We start from the raw sequence: 16049 nt of genomic DNA, 5'->3' as shown, positions 1-16049 counted from the left end.
GGGTGCGGGGTGCGGGTGCGGGTGCGGGGTGCGGCCTCAGCGGCGGCGGCGCTCGGCGCCCGCGGCCGTCGCGAGCAGCAGCAGGCCACCGACGAGGTGCGTGACGTTGTCGCCGAGGTTGAAGGCCAGGAAGTTCACGTCGGTGCCCTCGAGGAAGAACCCCGCGACGCCGAACACGACGAAGATCAGGCCGACCCACGTGTTGATGTAGCGGGCGCTCGCCCGCGACGACGCCCCCGCGATGATCAGGGCGGCACCCGCCAGCACCCAGACGACGACCAGCGCCGGGTTGAGGTTCCAGACGAACCAGAGCGACGCGCCCCGCGTCGAGAAGAACGTGCCCATGTCCTCGACCAGGAACCCGATGGCGCCGAGCAGCAGGAAGACCGTGCCGACGAAGAGTCCGACCCCGCGGTTGGGCGACTCGCGGATCGTCGGCTCGTAGGGGGCCGGGGTCGCGGTGGTCGTGGTGCCGTGGGTGCTGCTCATGGTGAGGGTGCCTCTCGTCAGGTCGTCGGCATCCAGTATGCCCGCCGCGCCCGGCGGCCCGCCCGGCCCGCCGCCCACCGGCGCCCGCACCCGGCCAGGCACCCGCACCCGCACCCGTCCAGCCGCCCGCGCCCGGCCAGCCGCCCGCGCCCCGCGACCGCCCGGCTGGCATGATCGTCCCCATGACCCCGACGCCCCTCCGCCTGGTCGTGGCGGTCAACCCCGGTGCCTCCGCCGGTGGCCGATCCGGCCGAGGGGGCAAGGTGCTCGACGATCTGAGGGCCGCCGGCCACACGGTGGTCCCGCTCACCGAGACGACCTACGACGACCTGGTCGCGGCCGCCCGTCGCGAGCTCGACCGCGAACGGCCCGACGCACTCGTCGTGGTCGGCGGCGACGGCATGGTCAACCTCGGGGCGAACCTCGTCGCCGGGACGGACGTGCCGCTGGGGCTCGTGCCGACGGGCACCGGCAACGACACGGCCCGGTCCTTCGGGCTGCCCCACGACGACTCCGAGGCGGCCACCCGCCTCCTGCTCCGCCTGCTCGAGGGCGAGCCGACGACCATCGACGCCGGGCGCGTGCTGCAGGCCGACGGTCGGGCGACCTGGTTCGCCTGCATGGTCTCGGCCGGTTTCGACGCGGTCGTCAACGAGCGGGCCAACCGCCTGAGCTGGCCGAAGGGACGTCGTCGCTACGACGTCGCACTCGCGATCGAGCTGGTGCGCCTGCCGAGGATCTCGTACCGACTCGAGCTCGACGGCGTCGCCTCGACCGTCGAGGGCACCCTGATCTCCGTCGGCAACGGCCAGTCGCTCGGGGGCGGCATGAAGGTCACGCCCGACGCCGTGCTCGACGACGGCCTGCTCGACGTGCTCGTGGTCGAGCGCCTGACGAGGTGGCAGTTCGTCCGGCTGTTCCCGAGCGTCTTCCGCGGCACGCACCTGAGCCACCCGGCCGTCACGGTGCACCGGGTGCGCCGCGCCGTCATCGAGGCCGACGGCGTCGCGGCCTACGCCGACGGCGAGCGCGTGGGCCCCCTGCCGGTCACGGTCGAGGTCGTGCCCGGCGCCCTGCGCGTCTACGCCGCGCTCGACGCCTGACCGGCCGTCGACGCCCGACCGGCGGGAGACCCGAGCCGGGGAGGCGCGTCGGGCGGCACGCGCGCCTCACGCCGCCGGCACGACCGACCTCAGCCGCGGTGCAGCGTCTCGCGCGGGTACTCGCCGAACCGTTGCTGGTACGCGGCCGAGAACCGGCCCAGGTGGGCGAAGGCCCAGTGCCGGGCCACGTCGGCGACCGTCGTGGAGTCCGGGGTTGCCGCGCGGAGGGCCTCGTGCACGCGTTCGAGCCGGATCTCGCGCAGGTAGGCCGTGGGCGTGGTGTCGAGGTGGCGACTGAAGGCCTGTTGCAGGCCCCGCGGGGTGAGTCCCGCCTCCTGGGCGATGTCGGCGGCCGTGATCGGCAGGTGCGCGGCCGCGTGCATGTACTCGACGGCGAGGCGGAGGCTCGCGTTGCGGGGCGCGAGCAGGGCGTCGGGCATGCGGGTCGAGGTGTGGGCGAAGGTGTCGAGCATCGCCCCGGCCGCGAGGCGCGCCATCTCGGTGCGCATGAGGTCGCTCGGTTCGCCCGAGCCGAGGTACGCGCGTCCGATCAGGCGGACGGTGGCGTGCCAGGCCTGCACGGCCACCGACGAGACGGGGGCGGCGTGGTCGAAGCGGATCGTGCCGGGCATGATGCCGTGCCGCTCGGCCGCGACCTCGTCGACGACGGCCTTCGACAGGTGCAGCAGGCTCTGGTTGACGTCCTCGGTGGTGAACTCGAACTCCCGCCCCTGCGGGAAGAGCACCGGTCGGCCGACGGCGCCCGCGACCTCGTCGCGGCCGTTGTCGACGGTGGACCGGCCGTCGAGCAGCCAGTGCACGACGTGCTCGTCGCCGGCCGAGGCCTGACCGTCGACGCGACCCATGAACATGGTCGAGCGCAGCGTCATCGCGCCGTCACCGACGATCGTGTGCCGGAACGAGAAGGGCGCCTCGGTCGGGGCGACCTGGAAGCCGCGCCCGTTGTAGCCGGCGGAGAGGATCTCGACGGCTTCGTCGAGGTCGCGTCCGCGCGCGTCGAAGCGCATCTTGTCGTCCCGGGAAGCCATCTCGACGAATTGTTGCACGCACTCCAAGCCCGGCACCACTCGGCCGGCGGGGGTTGACAGCATCTCGATGACATGTCTACGAGCGGCCTCGCAGCGGATCGGCCTACCGTCGGGCGCATGAGCCTCGACGACATCACCCTGACCACGATCCGCGGCGAGTCCACCACGTTCGGCGCCTACGCCGACAAGGTCGTGATGGTCGTCAACGTGGCGTCGCGCTGCGGCCTCGCGCCGCAGTACGAGAAGCTCGAGGCGCTGCAGAAGCGGTACGCCGACCAGGGCTTCACGGTGCTGGGCTTCCCCAGCAACCAGTTCTTCCAGGAGCTCTCGAGCGGCGAGGCCATCGAGGAGTACTGCTCGGCCACCTGGGGCGTGACCTTCCCGATGATGGAGAAGGTCAAGGTCAACGGCCGCGGCGAGCACCCGCTCTACACCGAGTTGAAGAAGGCGTCCGACGCCGACGGCAAGGCCGGCCGCGTCAAGTGGAACTTCGAGAAGTTCGTCGTCACGCCCGGCGGCGCCGTGCACCGCTTCCGTCCCACGACCGAGCCCGACGCCCCGGAGGTCGTCGCGGTCATCGAGGAGGCGCTGGCCGGCTGAGCGGACCGGCCACCCCGGTCACCGGCCCGCGCGGTAGTGGGCGGCCACCTGGGTGGCGGAGAGGGCGACGGTGTTCCAGACCTGGGTGCTGTCGAGCGAACCGGCGAGGTAGTTGCTGGTGGGGGCCGAGGTCCAGCCCGAGAGCGGCAGCTGGCCGACGCGCCACCAGCCGTTGTAGGCCTGCGCACTCTTGGTGGCCGTGTCGGTGGCGACGCTCTTGCCGTCGACGTACAGCGCCATGCCGTTCGTGCTCGACAGCGTCGCGACGACGTGGTGCCAGGCACCGTCGTTGTACGACAGCGGCGACGCGATCGTCTTGACCGAGTTGGGGTAGACGCCGAAGACGAGCTTGCCCGCGTTCGTCATGTAGAGGTGCCGGTCGTAGTTGCCGGGGGCACCCGCCTGCGAGTTCGAGAAGCCGACGAGCTCGCCGCCGGCGGTGGTCTTCGTCCTGACCCAGGTCTCGATCGTCACGTTGTTGGAGCCGGTGAACGACGTGGGGGTGGTGACCTGCCCGCTGGCGCCGTCGAGCGTCAGGTACGGGCTGTCGTCGGCGGCGCACGAGCCGGCCGTGAAGGCGGCCCCGCCGACCAGGGTGCCCGGTCGAGCGTTGCCCGAGCTGTCGGCGGCCGTCGTGCCGGACGTCTCGTTGTAGGCGAACGCGAAGCTCGGGGCGTCGGCGTAGGTCTCGGTCAGGCAGTCGTAGCTGCCGGCGGTCAGCTTGGACGTGGGGTTCGTGACGTTCGCGGCGAACGCGGCGTGCGAGCCGCCCGAGACGACGAGGGTGAGCGCGAGACCGCCGCCGATCGCTGCCAGGCCGAGCGCGCCTCCTGCGGTCCGGAGGCGACGGAGGCGCCGCTCGCGTCGACGCTGCACGCGGCGGCCGGCCGAGACGGTCGCCGCCGGCGACGCGGTGCGCTCGTCGCGCAGCAGGTAGCGGTCGCCCCGGCTGAGCAGGACGACGAGGACGAGCAGGCCCCCGGTGACGAGCAGGTGGCCGTACCGGTGGTCGGCCGCCCAGACGAAGGGGGTGCCGACGTAGGGCACGCGGAGGAAGCCCACGCCGATGACGGCACTGCGGTCGATCGGCGTCGAGTCGGCGCTGGGGTTGGCGTCGCCCTTGGTGACGATCTGCCCGGCCCGACCGTTGTCGTGGTAGCGGTGCAGGCGCAGGTGTCCGGCCTGGTCGGGGTCGTCGAAGAGCAGCACCTGTCCGCGGTGGACCTCGGACGCTGCGACGGGCTTGGCGACGACGACGTCGCCGGGGTGGATGCGGGGCTCCATCGAGCCGGTCATCACGGTGGTGGGGCTCCAGCCGAGCACGGCCGGGGCGGCGGCGTAGACCATGAGGCCGAGCAGCGAGTACAGCACGACCCGCGACGCGGTGCCGAGTGCCAGGCGCGTCCAGTCGAGCCACGCACGAGAGGCACCCACGGGCAGCGTGATCGAGGCCGTGGCCGCGGGGGCGGGCCGCAGCTTCAGGTCGATCGTGCTCATGGGTGCCTCTGCTCGGGTGTGGTGCGGGTGGTGCGGTGTCGGGCCGCCTGGTGCTGTGTCGCTGTGGTGCGACGTTGCCGGCGTGCCGCGGCGTCAGGCGGCCGTCCGGGCTCAGCTGTTCTGGGCCTCCCAGGTGAGGCCGAGGCTGGCGGTGCCGCCCTGGGTCGTGTTGGGAGCCGAGTTCGAGACGGTGTAGGTCACCTGGTAGGTGCGGGTCTCGGACGCCGTGCCGGTGGGGGCCCAGGTGCCGACGCCGTTCGAGTAGTTGGTGTAGCTCGTCCCGAAGGCGGCCAGGGTGCCGCTGTAGAGGCTCGAGCCCGAGGCCAGGGGGGTGAAGCCGGTGCACGAGCCGAAGCCGCCGCCGGTGCCCTGCACGACGCTCAGCGTGATGTTCGAGGCCAGGTTGTTGGTCGTGGCGGCGTTCGTGCCGTAGAGCTTGACGGCCGAGGCGAGCGAGCCGGTGCTGGTGACGGCGATGCAGTTGGTGCCGGTCGAGCCGGGCTTGAGGTTGGTGGCCGTGAAGAGCGCGGTGTTGCTGTCGTCGTCGGTCAGGGCGACGGTGCCGGCGGTCCAGTTGCTGGTCGGGTTGACCGTGGTGGACGAGAAGGCCGAGTACGACGCGGTCGAGACGACGATGCCCGAGGCCACGAGGGCGGCGGGGATGGCGATCCAGGCGGCGATGCGGGCGATGCGGGGGGTGGGACGGGACATGGCGTGCTCCAGGGGGCGAAGGGGTGGAAGAGGGGGTGTCGTGCGGGGATGTCGGGGGCCACTCCGGCGACGAGGTTCAGGGGCTTCGCCGGTGAGAAGCTCGTCACCCGAGCCGTTCTGGTTTCGAGTGATCGTTGTTCTCAAGTGGTACGACAATCAAATTACTTGCGGTGCAAGAGGCTTGCAAGCCGAACCATGTCCCCAGTGGTGGGGGTGTCACGACGATCGAGATTCTTGTTGACTGAGGTGGTGCCACGGACGGCACGCCCACGCGTCATGGAGGACCCCTTGCCGATCGCCCCACCCCTGCTGGACCCCGCCGTCGCCGACGGCGGACTCGACCTCGACGACCTCACCCGCCTGCTCGACTCGTTCCGGTTGCTGATGCTCAACCACTCGCGCGTGCTCGACCACCAGGGCGACCTGTTCGGGCTGGGCGACACCGACATCCGGTTCCTCTTCTACGTGTCGGCGACCGGTGACTCCGTCACCCCGAAGCGCGCCGCCGACCACCTCGACCTCTCGTCGGGCGCCATGACGAACCTCGTCGACCGCCTCGTCGACGCCGGCTACCTCGACCGTCGGCGCAACCCCGACGACCGTCGCAGCGTCATCGTCAGCCGCACCCCGCGCGGCGTCGAGGTCACCGGCGCCATCGCCTCCGTCTACGGGGCGGCGTTCGCCGAGGTCGTCCCCGCCTCGCAGCACCGCGTCCTCGCCGACACGCTGCTCGACCTCGGCCAGGCGTTCGACCGCCACGGGGTCGGCGTCAGCCCGGCCGCCCCCGCCGCCGCCTGACCGGCCTCGGCCGCGGACCGGGCGCCAGAACGGGCGAGTCCGTGGCGGACGGGCGGGTGCGACGGCCCGTCGACGACGAACTGGCCCGCGCAGGCCGTGCGTCGCGGCCCGCGACCTACGGGATCAGGCGGCGCAGGCGTGCGGCGTCGGCCAGGTCGGCCCGGAACCGGTCGAGCGTCGACAGCGTGTAGAGCCCGTCGATCTGCTGGTCGACCCAGAGCTGGTGGATGCGCTTGAGGTCGGCCTGACGACTCTTCCACCCGATGCCGTCGATGACGGCCATGACGGTCTGGCGGGGCAGGCGGACGTCGGCCATCTCCTCGATCTCGCGGACGGCGTCGGTCAGCTTCGACCCGGTCGAGTCGAAGCCCTTCGCCGCGACCACGATCGCGGGCTCGTCGGCCGACGGGATCACCAGGTCGCACGGCGCCGTGCGGTTCGCCCGCCCGGTGAACCGCGTGCGCGTGCCGCAGGCGAGCCCGAGGTCCCGGGCGATCGCCTCGATCTCGTCCTCGAGCCGTCGGCCCGACACGCCCGCCCGGATCGCCGAGGCCCGCGTGCCGGCCCGGGCCGCCAGCACGTCGCCGAAGTCGTACGTGCGGTGCCGCTGCGCCGCGACGAGGCGCACGAGCTCGAACTCGTCGTCGAGGTGGGCCACCAGGTCGTCGGCCCGTCCGCGGGCGAGCGTCAGCCAGCTCGGGGTGTCGAAAGCGTGCCGGAGAGAGTTGCGCAGCTTCTCCTGCGACAACCCGACGGCGAGGCCGAGCGCCGGCACCCAGGCCGGGTGCTGACGGGCCCACTCGGCGAGGTGGTCGCGGTCGACGACGGGCAGCTCGCCGAGGCTGGCCGCGGCGCGGGCGAGGTCGCTCGCCGCGGCCGAGGGCGCGGTCGGGTCGACGTGGGCGGTCATGCGGCCGAGCGAGGCGACGTACTCGTCGAAGGTGGGGATGCCCACGGTCAGTCCCTCCCGACGAAGACGTACTCGGTGGCCGCCGTGCGGGTCGCCGCCCGGTGGGTTCCGAAGCTGTAGGTGTGGTCGACGACGTGCACTTCGACGTGCGGCTTCACCGTGCGCAGCAGCTGCTCGATGCGCCCGCGGTCCGGCACGGCGTTCGACGAGTACGACAGCACGAGCGCGCCCGCGTCGGCGAACTGCTCGAAGGTGCGCACGAGCGCGTCGTCGACCGTTCGCGGGTAGGCGAACGGCGTGAACAGCTTGGCGATCTTCTTCGTCCTGGTCTCGGTCATGATCGTCTGGCCCCGCCAGTAGACGGCCAACCCCTGCAGGAAGTGGTAGCGCTTCATGTAGTCCGCGTCGTCCCGAGGAGGCGCGTAGGGCGGGTCGAGGTACACCAGGTCGGCGGGCGGTCGCCTCAGTGCGGCCACGTCGCCCTCGACGGCCTCGTGGCCCCGGCCGTCGTCGAAGACGGCCCCGCCGTAGGCCCGGACGGCCGCCCGGAACTGCTCGGCCATGGTCAGCCGCAGGTCGCGACGACCGTCGTCGTAGCGCGCGCCCGTGAAGCTGAAGACGCCGCGCGGCTGCTTGCGGGCCGCGGCGAGCACGAGGCCGGCGATCGCCAGGTCGCGCTCGGCGCCGACCAGGCGGTCGACGTGCGACCAGGCCGAGTCGAGGAACGCCCGGTCGTCGGCCGAGAAGAAGACCCCGTCGAAGGTGCGTCGGACGAGGTCGCGGTCGTCGGCGGCCGGCCCGCAGATCTCGTCGACGAGCTCGTCCGACAGCGTGGTCGACCCGTTGACGACGGAGGCGCGGGCGATGACCGCGGGGAACGCCAGGAAGTCGTTGCTCACGACCCGGCGACCCTGCGCCTTCATGAGGTACGAGACGACGCCCGACCCGCTGAAGGCGTCGATCGCGCTCGAGGGCCGGGCCGCGCCTCCTCGGCCCCCTCGGTCGTCGGCCGACACGGGCGCGACGCTCGAGAAGACGTCGTGCAGCACGGGCAGCAGCGCGTACTTCGAGCCCATGTACCGCAGGCGGGGGAAGGCCGCGACGCGGGCGGGCACGGCCGTGACGGCACCGCCGACCTCGGGGGGAACGAGCTCGACGGTCACCGGGCAAGTCTGCCGCACTCCGGAACCGGGCAGGCGCCCGCGTCAGTCGTCGGTCGGGCTCCAGGCCTGGGTGTCGAGGTCGGCCCGCGACGCGTGCGGCACGTTGCCGGTCGTGGTGCCGGCGATGCGCAGGCTCTCCTGGCGCAGCTCGAGCTGGGCGACCACGAGGGCCGCGAGGTCGGTCAGGTTCGCGACCTGCTCGTCGCTGGCGGTGCCCGGCTGACGGTCGATGACCGAGAGGGTGCCGATGGTGTGGCCGTCGCGTCGGGTGAGCGGGACGCTGACGTAGAACCGCATGCCGAGCGGCCCGGTGACGAGGGGGCTGGAGGCGACGCGTCGGTCGGTCGCGGCGTCCTCGATGACCAGGGGTTCGGACGAGTGCACCGCCCCCTGCGACAGGTCGATCTGACGGGCGACGTCGCCCACGGCCGGGTCGTAGTGCGTGGTGAACCAGGTGCGGTCGTCGTCGATCACGGTCGCCAGGGCGATCGGGGCCGAGAAGAGGCGCGCCGCCATGGCGGTCACCCGGTCCAGCGCCTCGTTCGGCAGGGTGTCGAGCACCTCGCTGTGGTCGAACGGCTCGGTGTCGCCACCCCGCGTCGTGCCGTCGCCGGCGGGGAAGTCGCCCCCGCCGTCGCGGTGGTCGGTGGTCTCGGTGATCACGACGTCGCGCATCAACGCGACCAGCTCGGCCCGCGTCGGACGCTCGGCCGGGTCGCGCCGGGTCATCGCCCCCAGGGCCTGACGCCAGTGGTCGGGCAGCGGCTCGGGCAGCACCGGGTCGCGCGACAGGCGCGCGACGGCGGACTCGACGAGCGACCCCGGGAACTCACGGCGGCGGGTGAAGCACTGCAGCAGGACGAGGCCGAGGCTGTAGACGTCGCTCGCCGGACCGACCTCGCCGCCCACCGCCTGCTCGGGGCTGAGGTAGGCGGCGGTGCCGGTCGTGACGCCCTCGGCGGTCAGGCGTTCGACGTCGTCGGTGAGGGCGATGCCGAAGTCGGCCAGCTTGGCCCTGGCCCGGGCGGCACCGTGGTCGCCGTAGTCGACGAGCAGGATGTTCGACGGCTTGATGTCGCGGTGCACCACGGAGTGGCCGTGGATGTAGTCGAGCGCCTCGGCCATGTCGTAGCCGATCTCGGCGATGTGGCGGGGGGCGAGGGCGCCGTGGTTCAGGCGGTCCTCGAGGTTGAGACCGGCGATCAGCGGCATCACCAGGAAGCGCTGCGGGCCGTTCGGCCCGTGCTCGACGCCGGCGTCGAACAGGCCGACCAGGCCGTGGTGCTCGAGGCTCGAGAGGACGCCGAGCTCGGCTTCCTGCCGCGCCGGGTCGACCATCGCGCTGTGGAAGACCTTGATCGCGACCGTGCGGTTGAGGCTCTCGTCGACGGCCTTGTAGACGGTGGCCATGCCGCCTCGACCCACGACGGACTGCAGGCGGTAGCGCTCGGCGAGCACGCGATCGAGCGCGTCGTCCTGCTGTGGCGCGGCCATCGCCTCCCCCTCGTGACTGGTGTGGGGTCCATCCTGTCGCATGCGGGGCGTCCGCGTGACGATCGGACCGGTGACGATCGGATCACGACCGGCGCCCGACGAGGCCGCGACGGCCGACCCGCACCTTGTGAAGCCCTGGGAGAACGCCGCCGTCGGGAAGGGAGCCGCCCGCCCGTCGGTTGGGTTGCACATGACAACGTACGGAATCATCGGAGCAGGCAACATCGGCAGCCAGGTCGCCCGGGCGGTCATCGCCCACGGCCACGACGTCGTGATCAGCAACTCGCGCGGGCCCGAGACCCTCGCCGACCTCGTGGCCGACCTCGGCCCGAAGGCCCGGGCGGCCACCGCCGCCGAGGCCGGTGAGGCAGGCGACGTGGTCATCGTCACCGTCCCCCTCAAGAACCTCGACCAGGTGCCGGTCGAGCCGCTCGCGGGCAAGACCGTGATCGACACGAACAACTACTACTTCGAGCGCGACGGGCACATCCCGGCGCTCGACGCGGGCACCGACACGACCGCCGAGATGCTGCAGCGCCACCTGCCCACCAGCCGCGTGGTCAAGGGCTTTAACCACATCGAGGCGAAGGACATCACGACCGACGTCGCCCCCGCCGGCACCCCCGACCGCCGCGCCCTCGCCACGTCGAGCGACTCCCCCGAGGCCGTCGCCCTGGTGACCGACCTCTACGACGAGCTGGGCTTCGACACCGTCGACGTCAGCCCGCTGTCCGAGAGCTGGCGCGTCGAGCGCGACCGCCCGGCCTACGTCGTGCGCCAGACGAAGGACGAGCTCGTCGCCAACCTCGCGAAGGCGAACCGGGTGCCGCAGGCCTCGTGACCCGGCCGGGCGGCGACGCCCACCGACGGACGCGACCCGCGCCTCCTGCTCAGGAGGCGCGGGTCGCGTCGTCCGTCCGGCGTCGTGGTCAGAGCACCCAGCAGCGGTAGGCCGATCCGGTCACGGCCCGCTCGCTCGTGACGAGCGAGGTCGTGTAGGTCTGGGTGTGGGAGTCGACGGCGGGCAGCTCGACGACCTTCCAACCGACGACGGCCCGGTTCTCGTTGAGCGCCTGCACCGCGCACCCGACCTCGGTGCCGCCCGCCACGTTGACCGTGTACTGCACGTCGACCGAGTCGTCGCCGGCGACGGTGAACCCGTAGTGGCTCACCTCGAGCTCGGCCGAGTCGCCGTCGAACGCGACGAGCACGACCCAGGCCGTGACCACGAGGGCGACGGCCGAGCCCGCGACGAGGGCGACCAGTCGTGACCGCCGGGCCCGGCCGGGCCGTCGGCCGTACCGGTCGTCGAGTCGGGCGGCCGGGCCGACGCGGGCCGGGTCGGTGGTCTGCATGGCGTCAAGGGTAGGAGGCGCGAGCTCGGAACCGCATGGACGCGGACTCCCGGCGCGCCCGGCATCGCCCCGATGCCCGGGCGGGACGAGCGCGCCTAGGCGGCGTCGGCCTCGAACAGCACGGACAGGTCGAGGGGTTCGGTCGGAGCCAGCTCGACGTGGAGCAGGTCGTCGTTCACAGGAAGAGGCCGTTGCTGAGGAAGAGGGCGGCGACGAGGCTGGCGCTCGCTCCCACGGCCGCCGTGGCGATGACGAACAGCGTCGCCTGGCGCTCGGTCTCGCGGACCTCGGAGAACGGGCTGCGGGTGTCGTCGGCGCGGCGACGCGACGGGGTGAGGAGGGTCATGGTCGGTCCGTTTCTCGGCAGCCCTGGGCTGTCTGCCGGTGATGCTGGTCTCAGGGGACCGCGGCTCGGGAGCCGCGGTCCGCACCGCCCGTGAAGTCGGTACCCACGAATGAAATCACGAGGTAGCTAGGCCATCTAGCTACCTCGTGACGCAGTTCGCATTGCGGACAACGTGCGCGTGCCGACCGGCGTCGAGGGCGCCGGAGGGCCGCCGGTTAGCCGATTTCCGACGCATGCCCCAGGATGGGGGCCTGTCCTCTTTTCGGGGGACCACCAGACTGGCTACGGTCTCAGGACGAGACCGTCGGAGGCCGCGCCTCCTGCACCGCACGGATTGCGAACGAACATGCCCCTGGTCGAACCCCCGACCCCCCGCCGACACGGCCGCCTGGTCGCGGCGCTCGTGCGGGTCACGAAGCCCCTCTTCCGCCTCCACCTCGCGCTCTACGAGCGGGAGCTGGCGCGGGCCCCCTTCCCCCGCGACGCCCGACGCACGCTCATCGAGGGCCCCGACCCCGACCGGCTGCTCTTCGTCGGCAGCATCGCCGTCGAGGGCTTCGGCGTGCTCGACCACGACCTCACCTGCGCCAGCCAGACCGCCCGCCTGGTCGGCTCGACCCGAGGTCGCGGCGTCACCTGGCGCGAGGTCTCGGCGCCCGTGCTGACGGCCGCCGAGGCCGCCCGGATCGACCTGCCCGACGAGCCGGCGGACGTCGCCGTGGTGCTGCTCGGCATCTGCGACGTGTTGTTGGCGACCGAGGGCGCCTCGTGGGAGGCCGACCTGCTCCGCCTCGCCGACCGCGTGCGCGAGACCGCCGGCCCCGACTGCCGGATCGTCTACGTCGGCATCCCGCCGATGGCCGAGTTCCGGCCGATCCCACCCGTCGCGAAGCGGCTGCTGACGAAACAGATCGAGCGGCTCAACGCCTTGACGGCCCGGGTCGCGCTCACCCTGCCCGGGGCGTCCTGGGTGCCGTTCCCCGAGTGGCGCTCCGAAGGGCTCTACCACCAGGAGCTGCTCTCGTGGGCGACCATGCACCGACGCTGGGGCCAGGCGATCGCGCCGGCGGTCGTGTCGTCGCTCGATCCCGTCGAGCAGGCCGACGCCGCCACGATCGACCCGCGTCCTAGCAGACGATCGTGATCCGGTTGCCCGTCCCGTCGGCCTGACCTACACTCGATCCGTTCGAACACACGTTCGAACGAGCAGGAGGACGACATGAGCACGCAGACCACCCATGAGCCCGTGGCGCTCTGGTTCGAGCGCGACCTGCCCGCGCGGCTGGTGTGGTCGTGCCGGCGGTGGCGCGTGACCGACAGCCCGACCGAGCTGCGGGTCGAGCCGGCGGTCACGCCCGACTTCATCACCCACCCGCCGCGCCGGTTCGTCGGCTGGCGGTTCCAGGCCACCGACGACGACGGCACGACCCACATGTTCGAGGTCGTCCTCGGCGCGGACGGCGGCTGGGTGCTGGGCCGCGTCTACGACTGAGCCCCGAGAGGTGGACCGCCGGGTCGTGGATGCCGGGCGGCCGATGCGGTAAGAACGGTCCGTGATCGATCGCCCGGCCCTCGCCGACTTCCTCCGCCGTCGACGGACGGCCCTGCAGCCCGAGGACGTCGGCCTGCCGCGAGGTCCGCGGCGACGGACCGAGGGTCTGCGACGCGAGGAGGTCGCGGTGCTCTGCGCCATGTCGACCGACTACTACGCCCGGCTCGAACGCGGGACGGGGCCGCACCCCTCCGAGCAGATGGTCGCCGCGATCGCCCAGGGCCTGCACCTCACGGTCGCCGAACGCGACCACCTGTTCCGGCTGGCGGGCCACCACCCACCCGTGCCGGGGCTCGTGGGCGGGCACGTCGCACCGGGCGTGCTGCGCATCCTCGACCGACTCGAGGACACCCCCGCCGAGATCGTCACCGAGCTCGGCGAGACGCTCCGCCAGACACCGCTCGCCCGTGCGCTCACCGGTGACGCCACCGAACGCTCGGGCAGCCGCCGGAGCCTCGGCTACCGCTGGTTCACGGACCCCGAGGCGCAGGCCGCCTACCCGCCGGACGAGCGCGACGTGCTGTCGCGGGTGTACGCCGCGGGCCTTCGCGAACTCGTCGCGCTGCGCGGACCCGGGTCGCGGGCCGCCGAGCTGGTGCACGAGCTGTGGGACGACGCCGGGTTCCGTGCGGCGTGGGACCGTCACGAGGTCGGCCTCGCGCCTCCCGAGGTGAAGCGGTTCGTCCACCCGGAGGTCGGGGCGCTCGAACTCGCCTGCCAGACGCTCGTCGACCCCGACCAGTCGCACCGGCTGCTGGTCTACACGGCGGAACCCGGCAGCCCCAGCCAGGAGCGCCTCCGGCTCCTGGCCGTCGTCGGATCGCTCAGCCACTGATCGGCGGGCCCTGGATGCGCCCGTGACCAGACCCGAGCATGGGGGGACGCACCCGCCACCGAGAACCCCGGAGGACCTCCATGCCCACCACCCCGCACCTCGACATCCCCGACCAGACCGGCAAGCTCGCCCTCGTCACGGGCGCGAGCGACGGCCTCGGCGCCGTCATCGCCCGTCGCCTGGCCGCGGCCGGCGCCGAGGTCGTCATGCCGGTCCGTTCGGCCGCCAAGGGCGAACGGGTCGCCGCCGACATCCGCTCGCGGGTGCCCGGCGCGAAGGTCACCGTCGCCTCGCTCGACCTGTCCCGCCTCGAGTCCGTCGCCGCGCTGGCCGCCCGGCTGCGGGACGAGGGGCGACCCGTCCACCTGCTGGTGAACAACGCCGGGGTGATGCGACCGCCGACCCGGCAGCAGACCGCCGACGGGTTCGAGCTGCAGGTCGGCACCAACCACCTCGGGCACTTCGCCCTCACCCTCGGGCTGCTCCCCCTGTTGCAGGCGGGGCGCGCCCGCGTGACGAACCAGACGAGCGTGGCCGCCCGCAGCGCCACCTTCGACCTCGACGACTTCGCCGAGCAGCGACGCTACGACGTGATGCGCGCGTACGGCGCGTCGAAGACGGCCGTGGGCCTGTTCTCGCGCGAGCTCGACGCCAGGAGCCGCGCCGCCGGGTGGGGCATCACCAGCAACCTGGCCCACCCCGGCGTCTCGCCGACGAACCTCCTCGCCGCCCAGCCCGGCATGGGGCGCGAACGGGCCGGCGCGGAACGACGGGTCATCGGCGCGCTGTCCCGCGTCGGGGTGCTGGGCACCGTCGAGAGCGCCGCCCTCCCCGCGCTGATGGCGGCCACCCGGGCCGGGTCGCCGGGCGACGAGTTCTTCGGACCGCGCCGGACCGTCGGCGGCCCGCCCGCCCCTCGCCCGCTCTGGCGGCCCCTGACCGACCTCGACACGGCGCGGGCGCTCTGGGACCTGTCGGCACGCCTCACCCTCGTGCAGGCCTGACGAGCCGGTCCGGCGGCGCGCCCCCTCGACCGGTCGCCGTCCCGCCCGCCGTTGCCGCGCCTCCAGGTTTGTGCCATTGTTAGGACAATTGCCCACCACCTGGAAGTAGTACAGAGACGTATGAACCAGTCCCTCGCCCGCACCCTGCGTCCGGCGCTCCGATGAAGGCGTCCGTCGCCGGCGCCCCGGTGAGCTTCGGCGTCTTCGAGCTGACCCCCGAGGGCGCGGACGTCGTCGCTCCCGACGAGTTCGTCGACGTCCTGGCCGAGAGCGGCTACGCCGGCGTCGACCTCGGACCCGTCGGCTACCTCGGCCGCGGCGACGAGCTCCGCGCCCGACTCGCCCGCTCGGGCCTCGAACTCGCCGGGGGGTGGATCCAGCTGCCCTTCTCCGACGACGACGCCTTCGCGGCCGCTCTCCCGCAGCTGGACGCGACCCTGCGCCTCTTCGCCGAGGCGTCGGACGGCGGCCCGGCACGCCTGCCGCTGCCGACCCTCGCCGACGACGGCTCCGACGCCCGTCGCGCCGGACCGGGTCGCGGCGCCGCCACCGACCCGCTCGACGACCGACGGTGGTCCACCCTCGCCGCCAACGTCGAGCGCGCCGTCGACAGGACGCGGGCAGCAGGCTTCGAACCGACCTTCCACCACCACGCGGGCACGTTCGTCGAGTCGCCGGACGAGATCGACCGGTTCCTCGCCGTGGTCGACGTCGGCCTGACCCTCGACACCGGGCACCTCGTCATCGGGGGCGGCGACCCCGTGCTCGCGATCGAGCGCTGGGGCGACCGGATCAACCACCTGCACCTGAAGGACGTCGACGTCGCCGGACTCCGACGGGTGCTGGCCGCCGGAGGCGGGATGCGCGAGGTCTGGTCCTCGGGGTCGTTCGTCGCCTTCGGGCAGGGCGACGTCGACCTCGACGCGGTCATGACCGCCCTCGACCGCCTCGACTACGACGGCTGGATCGTCGTCGAGCAGGACGTCCTGAACGCCCCGGACGCCGACCTCTCGGCGTTCCGCACCGAACGGGGCGCCGACCAGCTCGTCAACCGCGACGCCCTCCGCGAGTGGGCCTGACGCGCCTCCCCACCCTCCCGCCCCTCGGGGCCCCACGACGCCCACGGGCAGCAAGGACGACGAC

The 16049-nt window shown here is 72.9% G+C and carries 18 protein-coding genes; 9 read left to right on the top strand and 9 right to left on the bottom strand.

The window, feature by feature from the left end:
- Nucleotides 1-36 precede the first annotated feature (36 nt).
- On the bottom strand, nt 37-489 hold the full coding sequence (locus AC3CCI_RS08135) for a DUF4383 domain-containing protein (protein ID WP_354595357.1): 453 nt from the start codon (nt 487-489) through the stop codon (nt 37-39).
- A 182-nt stretch (nt 490-671) separates the two neighbouring features.
- Here AC3CCI_RS08135 and AC3CCI_RS08130 point away from each other — a divergent pair, with 182 nt between their 5' ends.
- Nucleotides 672-1592: a diacylglycerol kinase family protein gene (locus AC3CCI_RS08130; protein WP_354595358.1), complete on the top strand. Its 921-nt coding sequence runs from the start codon at nt 672-674 to the stop codon at nt 1590-1592.
- An 89-nt stretch (nt 1593-1681) separates the two neighbouring features.
- Here AC3CCI_RS08130 and AC3CCI_RS08125 read toward each other — a convergent pair whose 3' ends face one another.
- Complete coding sequence (locus tag AC3CCI_RS08125) at nt 1682-2641, bottom strand: AraC family transcriptional regulator (protein ID WP_488626813.1); 960 nt, start codon at nt 2639-2641, stop codon at nt 1682-1684.
- A 117-nt stretch (nt 2642-2758) separates the two neighbouring features.
- Between AC3CCI_RS08125 and AC3CCI_RS08120 the strand changes: the two genes are divergently transcribed.
- Nucleotides 2759-3241: a glutathione peroxidase gene (locus AC3CCI_RS08120; protein ID WP_488626812.1), complete on the top strand. Its 483-nt coding sequence runs from the start codon at nt 2759-2761 to the stop codon at nt 3239-3241.
- Nucleotides 3242-3259: 18 nt separating this feature from the next.
- Here the strand turns inward: AC3CCI_RS08120 and AC3CCI_RS08115 are convergent, their stop codons facing one another.
- Nucleotides 3260-4738, bottom strand: a complete 1479-nt coding sequence (locus AC3CCI_RS08115; protein WP_488626811.1) for a signal peptidase I — start codon at nt 4736-4738, stop codon at nt 3260-3262.
- Nucleotides 4739-4849: 111 nt separating this feature from the next.
- A complete protein-coding gene (locus tag AC3CCI_RS08110) occupies nt 4850-5449 on the bottom strand; it encodes a hypothetical protein (protein WP_354595362.1) in 600 nt (199 codons plus the stop codon).
- A gap of 288 nt (nt 5450-5737) precedes the next feature.
- Here AC3CCI_RS08110 and AC3CCI_RS08105 point away from each other — a divergent pair, with 288 nt between their 5' ends.
- Entirely contained in the window at nt 5738-6247 is a 510-nt protein-coding gene (locus AC3CCI_RS08105; protein WP_488626810.1) for a MarR family winged helix-turn-helix transcriptional regulator, read from the top strand.
- A gap of 115 nt (nt 6248-6362) precedes the next feature.
- Here AC3CCI_RS08105 and AC3CCI_RS08100 read toward each other — a convergent pair whose 3' ends face one another.
- The 3 genes from AC3CCI_RS08100 to AC3CCI_RS08090 are packed head-to-tail and all read right to left on the bottom strand — an operon-like array spanning nt 6363 to nt 9814.
- Nucleotides 6363-7202: a hypothetical protein gene (locus AC3CCI_RS08100; RefSeq protein WP_488626809.1), complete on the bottom strand. Its 840-nt coding sequence runs from the start codon at nt 7200-7202 to the stop codon at nt 6363-6365.
- A gap of 2 nt (nt 7203-7204) precedes the next feature.
- Nucleotides 7205-8320 (bottom strand): DNA adenine methylase, encoded by a 1116-nt coding sequence (locus AC3CCI_RS08095; RefSeq protein WP_488626808.1) that lies wholly within the window; start codon nt 8318-8320, stop codon nt 7205-7207.
- Between the two features lie 42 nt (nt 8321-8362).
- Nucleotides 8363-9814, bottom strand: coding sequence for a protein kinase domain-containing protein (locus AC3CCI_RS08090; protein ID WP_488626807.1), 1452 nt, complete (start codon nt 9812-9814; stop codon nt 8363-8365).
- Between the two features lie 127 nt (nt 9815-9941).
- On the opposite strand from AC3CCI_RS08090, the gene AC3CCI_RS08085 reads away from it, so the two are divergent.
- Nucleotides 9942-10655, top strand: a complete 714-nt coding sequence (locus tag AC3CCI_RS08085) for an NADPH-dependent F420 reductase (RefSeq protein ID WP_488628673.1) — start codon at nt 9942-9944, stop codon at nt 10653-10655.
- A gap of 88 nt (nt 10656-10743) precedes the next feature.
- On the opposite strand, the gene AC3CCI_RS08080 is transcribed toward AC3CCI_RS08085, so the two are convergent.
- Both AC3CCI_RS08080 and AC3CCI_RS08075 read right to left on the bottom strand, forming a co-directional pair.
- Nucleotides 10744-11169: a DUF4307 domain-containing protein gene (locus tag AC3CCI_RS08080; protein ID WP_488626806.1), complete on the bottom strand. Its 426-nt coding sequence runs from the start codon at nt 11167-11169 to the stop codon at nt 10744-10746.
- Nucleotides 11170-11344: 175 nt separating this feature from the next.
- Entirely contained in the window at nt 11345-11515 is a 171-nt protein-coding gene (locus AC3CCI_RS08075; RefSeq protein WP_354595369.1) for a hypothetical protein, read from the bottom strand.
- A 346-nt stretch (nt 11516-11861) separates the two neighbouring features.
- Here AC3CCI_RS08075 and AC3CCI_RS08070 point away from each other — a divergent pair, with 346 nt between their 5' ends.
- The 5 genes from AC3CCI_RS08070 to AC3CCI_RS08050 all read left to right on the top strand — a co-directional run bounded on the left by AC3CCI_RS08070 (nt 11862) and on the right by AC3CCI_RS08050 (nt 15985).
- A complete protein-coding gene (locus AC3CCI_RS08070; protein WP_488626805.1) occupies nt 11862-12659 on the top strand; it encodes a GDSL-type esterase/lipase family protein in 798 nt (265 codons plus the stop codon).
- 75 nt (nt 12660-12734) lie between these two features.
- Complete coding sequence (locus AC3CCI_RS08065; protein ID WP_354595371.1) at nt 12735-13007, top strand: hypothetical protein; 273 nt, start codon at nt 12735-12737, stop codon at nt 13005-13007.
- 61 nt (nt 13008-13068) lie between these two features.
- Nucleotides 13069-13902, top strand: a complete 834-nt coding sequence (locus AC3CCI_RS08060; RefSeq protein WP_354595372.1) for a helix-turn-helix transcriptional regulator — start codon at nt 13069-13071, stop codon at nt 13900-13902.
- A gap of 80 nt (nt 13903-13982) precedes the next feature.
- Nucleotides 13983-14906: an SDR family oxidoreductase gene (locus tag AC3CCI_RS08055; RefSeq protein WP_488626804.1), complete on the top strand. Its 924-nt coding sequence runs from the start codon at nt 13983-13985 to the stop codon at nt 14904-14906.
- A gap of 161 nt (nt 14907-15067) precedes the next feature.
- A complete protein-coding gene (locus AC3CCI_RS08050; protein ID WP_488626803.1) occupies nt 15068-15985 on the top strand; it encodes a sugar phosphate isomerase/epimerase family protein in 918 nt (305 codons plus the stop codon).
- Nucleotides 15986-16049 lie beyond the last annotated feature (64 nt).

The sequence above is a fragment of the Frigoribacterium sp. CF331 genome (genome assembly GCF_057787905.1).
The sequence above is the reverse complement of the archived record's forward strand: the minus strand, read 5'-3'. Positions and strand labels throughout refer to the sequence as shown.